The following is a 3,802-nucleotide window of genomic DNA, read 5'->3' as shown; positions in this document are numbered from 1 at the left end:
TTGTGGCGGCGGCTTTGCTGGAGGATTTGCTTTATTAGTTGTATTGTTTATTTTATTAATCATCGTTGGAGCTGCTTGCTTCTGTTAAAAAACTATCGGAAAAGACACTCTTATATGAGTGTCTTTTCTTTATACGTTAAAAAGGCCCGCCTATTTCCGTAAGCGGGCCCTATCTTTATTACACAATACCAAAGTATACTCTCTTTTCCTCTTAAATTTTATGTAATTATACATATTCATGAAAATACAAGTAGTAAAATATAAATTGCGGACACGCTCTATAAAGCGGAGGCTTTTGAAAGGCGTAACATATCAATCATTATAGGAGATGTGGTGAGACCCATAGCCATCAACTTAAGGTATATTTTTATACAAAATGCGGTCTTTTCACGTAGTATTTTATTATCGTTTATAGATGTTATAAATAATATCCTTGCTTATCTTGAATAGACTTAAAGCCTTGTAAACGAAAATATCCTAAATCACGAATATACAGTTCATTCTTTTGTGTCGTACCTGTTCGAGTCGCACCATACGCCTGATCACTTCGTCTTCCTGGTTCAATAACGAAATAGCAAAGAACTATTATAGTTATGTGATCAGTAAATAGTTGAAAAAAATTACGTTGAAACATCGGAAAGAATTAGACAGATGAATAAGCTGTCACATTCATTGGGATAATCATAAGTCCGTTCCGAACTAGGCATTTTCAAGTTAAGTGTCGGTGGTTTTTTGTTATTTTTCAATACAAAAACAGACAAAAAATTTACAATATTCTTCGTTAAAAAACTACAAAATTTGAAAAAACTTCACATAACAATAATATAGCGTTTACAAAACTTCTTTATATTTAGCATTGTTACCGGTATGACAACCTCAAAAAATATAAGGAAGGTCTATGATGAAAAAACATATTCGAACTAAAAAACTCTTGTCATTTGTTGCCGTAAGTGCAATTACCATCACTTCATTATTTGGCAATGTTCCAAAATCCTTCGCGTGGTCTTGCGAGGATCTACATAATCAAGATCAAAGTACACATCTTTTTATTGTAAACAACGGTATCAAACTTATTTCTGACAATGCGGATCCTGCAATTAACAAGCCAAGCACTCTGCTTGACCAGTTTCGTGATCGTTGGGAGCAAGGCTTGTACGATGCTGATCACATTAATCCTTTTTATGATACTAGCACATTTTTGTCCCACTTTTATGATCCGGACACGCAAACGAATTATGCGGGACAGTCTTATCCTACTGCACGCCAATCAGGGGTGAAGTATTTTAATCTAGCATCGAACTACTACAAAACTAGCGATTTTTACAATGCATTCTATTACTTAGGGGTATCTTTGCACTATTTTACAGATGCTACAATGCCTCTTCATGCTTCAAATATTTCTAATCTTGATCATCACGCACCTGGATATCATTCGAAACTCGAATCATATTCCGAAAGTATTCAAAATCAAGCGACTGTTCCAGATTCAGGTCTATTTAATTGGGTACCTTCAACTGATCCTGGGCTATGGATTCATCAAGCTGCAATACAAGCGAAATCCGTTATGCCTCAAGTATGGAATGATTCTATCATTAGTTGGTTCTGGCAAGCAGCTACCAGTTATTATTATTCCGACATGTGGAAGAACGCCGTCAAAACTCCAATCCTTAATCAGTTGAATCAAGCGGAGCGTGAGACCGCTGGATTCATAGATATGTTCTTTCGCTTAAACGGTGTTGAAATGCCTGTGAAGGTTTACAGTGGAACTGCTTTTGGCGGTACATCAGAATTACTCGGCTCTGGAAATTATAATTATGACCAACTCGTAAAAGGTATTGGCAATGATGCCATTTCTTCCATTCACATTGCGCCAGGTTATCAAGTAACTTTATTTGCAGATGCAAATTATAGTGGAGCATCGATAGTTATTACCGGTAATGTTGATGATTTGGGTAAATTAAATCATCAAGTGTCAAGCCTGAAAGTCGAGAAGATATCAACAAATTCTGCGTCATGACGATACAAGCTGAGAGTTATAGCGGTTCAAAGGGAACTAGTGCCGGAACGGGAACCGTGGTAGGCCACATAGATTCCGAAGACTGGCTGAGTTATGACATTGTTGACTTTGGAACAGACAAAACAAAGTTCATCGCAAGCATAGGAATGGATCCTTCATATGCAACTATAGACAAGCGACTTGAACTGCGGTTGGATAGTCCAACAGGCACCACTATAGGTGCATTTACTATAAACTCTACTGGTGGATGGATACATATGCTACACAAGCTTCTAGCGTATCAGGTGCTTCAAGAATACATAAATTGTATATCGTTTCAAAAGTAGGCGGAGATTGTTTTGAAAATATAGATTGGTTTAATTCAGTCCTTGATAAAACGTTGATGTATCTGCGGGACAGGGAGCTGTTCACCTTTTTTCAAAATAGATTCCTTTTATTTTTCTTAAAACATAGATTTACGAGACAATTTTAATTGAACTTTATTTAAAGGCATCAAACCTTTTCTCAGGTGATTCGAATAAAAAGATACTCAAATCCGTTTGCTAAAATTATGTGTTGTTGTCTTTTGAAGGGAAAATTGATTAGTACACTAATCCCCCCAGTTTCTAGTTAATCCTTTAAATCCACAACGAATAAGAAAAAGATCCCCAACAAGGGTTGATAATGATATGTAATTGGGCGGTTTTTAAAACACAGTCTTCATTAATAACTGTAACGACATAAAAACTTCGTTCTGGGGGTGCAATAAAACTTTAACCTAATGGCAATGGGGGTACCGCCAGCATTTTGAAAAAAACCACGCTAAGAGCATGCAAGATTTTATACAGTTTTTTGGCTAATCCAGTAACAAACAAGAAACCTAAAACCGCGCCATAATAGGGATGTATAAAAAAATGCATAGGTCCATAGAACGAAGAAAGGAGGTTCCCTTGTGAGAGTAGGGTTCCTCCTTTTTCTTTGCTACCGATATTGAGACGTTATGTTAACCGAGCATGTATAGGATATACAAACAAATACCCCCAACAAATTACCTCTTCCGAATGGTATAATTAGGAAAATGGAGGTGCATGTAGCATGGTAAAGAAAACAGGTTGGACCTATCTCATTGGTTTATTATCATTAGGAATCCTCGCAATAATCGTGGCAAATACTGCTAAGTTGATTCCGAATCATGTTGTTTCCTCGAAAATCTTTATTGTTGCAATTATCATTGGATTCGGAGCCAATTTAACGGGGCTTTACTTACTTAAAAAAAACAAATTGTAAGAACCGATAACCCCTTTCTCCAAACGAGAGGGATTTGCTGTGTAATGGAAGGGGATTCGATTATGGTGAGAATAAATGCTTGGAATATTGCTCCATTTATTATGGCAATTATTGGATTTATATTCAGCCTAAAATTTCAAGATATGGCGTATTGGGAGCGAAATGAAACAAGAGTAGTAGGTACATTCAGTATCGCATGGTTTTGGATTGGAGTAGGCTTAACATATGCCTGTACCATTACATCAATTATTCTTGTATTCTTACAGACCAAAAATATACAGCGGGGTACAATGAGTAATGTTTTGAGGTCTATTAATTTACTCATAGTCACTATAACGCTGATTTGGACAACATTTGTTGTCATAGCAGGGTCTTCTTGTAGAGTGATAATAAAGTAGTTTAATTTACAATAAAGTCCTTTAAGAAATAATAAAGTTGTTTAATTCCCTATAGAGCTAACGGAGCAGTCTAGTTTAATAAGTTGGGAAGTAATGCTTAACTACTTGATAAAGCATCAGC

General features: G+C 36.2%; 5 protein-coding genes and 1 pseudogene. 5 read left to right on the top strand and 1 reads right to left on the bottom strand.

All coding sequences use genetic code 11. The annotated features are described in order from the left end of the window. The coding region (locus ACQKNR_RS08680) for a YjcZ family sporulation protein (protein WP_427317983.1) at positions 1-88 on the top strand (88 nt) is incomplete at its 5' end. 333 nt (positions 89-421) lie between these two features. On the opposite strand, the pseudogene ACQKNR_RS08675 reads toward ACQKNR_RS08680, so the two are convergent. Further along, positions 422-565, bottom strand: a pseudogene (locus ACQKNR_RS08675) (IS4 family transposase); the annotation flags it as partial. 336 nt (positions 566-901) lie between these two features. Between ACQKNR_RS08675 and ACQKNR_RS08670 the strand changes: the two are divergent. The 4 genes from ACQKNR_RS08670 (at position 902) to ACQKNR_RS08655 (ending at position 3,681) form a co-directional block, all read left to right on the top strand. Further along, on the top strand, positions 902-2,017 hold the full coding sequence (locus ACQKNR_RS08670; protein ID WP_427317042.1) for a zinc dependent phospholipase C family protein: 1,116 nt from the start codon (positions 902-904) through the stop codon (positions 2,015-2,017). After that, on the top strand, positions 2,014-2,343 hold the full coding sequence (locus tag ACQKNR_RS08665) for a carbohydrate-binding protein (RefSeq protein ID WP_427317040.1): 330 nt from the start codon (positions 2,014-2,016) through the stop codon (positions 2,341-2,343). Before ACQKNR_RS08670 ends, ACQKNR_RS08665 begins: the two co-directional genes overlap by 4 nt. 748 nt (positions 2,344-3,091) lie before the next feature. Further along, positions 3,092-3,283, top strand: coding sequence for a hypothetical protein (locus tag ACQKNR_RS08660; RefSeq protein ID WP_087955552.1), 192 nt, complete (start codon positions 3,092-3,094; stop codon positions 3,281-3,283). Between the two features lie 62 nt (positions 3,284-3,345). After that, positions 3,346-3,681 (top strand): hypothetical protein, encoded by a 336-nt coding sequence (locus tag ACQKNR_RS08655; RefSeq protein WP_087955553.1) that lies wholly within the window; start codon positions 3,346-3,348, stop codon positions 3,679-3,681. The last annotated feature ends 121 nt before the right edge of the window (positions 3,682-3,802 follow it).

It is taken from the genome of Bacillus sp. NPDC094077, from assembly GCF_050279465.1.
Taxonomy (GTDB): domain Bacteria; phylum Bacillota; class Bacilli; order Bacillales; family Bacillaceae_G; genus Bacillus_A.
The sequence above is the reverse complement of the archived record's forward strand: the minus strand, read 5'-3'. Positions and strand labels throughout refer to the sequence as shown.

Coding starts and splice junctions, on each gene's coding strand:
- ACQKNR_RS08670 (WP_427317042.1), top strand. CDS start 902: ATGAAAAAACATATTCGAACTAAAAAACTCTTGTCATTTGTTGCCGTA.
- ACQKNR_RS08665 (WP_427317040.1), top strand. CDS start 2,014: ATGACGATACAAGCTGAGAGTTATAGCGGTTCAAAGGGAACTAGTGCC.
- ACQKNR_RS08660 (WP_087955552.1), top strand. CDS start 3,092: ATGGTAAAGAAAACAGGTTGGACCTATCTCATTGGTTTATTATCATTA.
- ACQKNR_RS08655 (WP_087955553.1), top strand. CDS start 3,346: ATGGTGAGAATAAATGCTTGGAATATTGCTCCATTTATTATGGCAATT.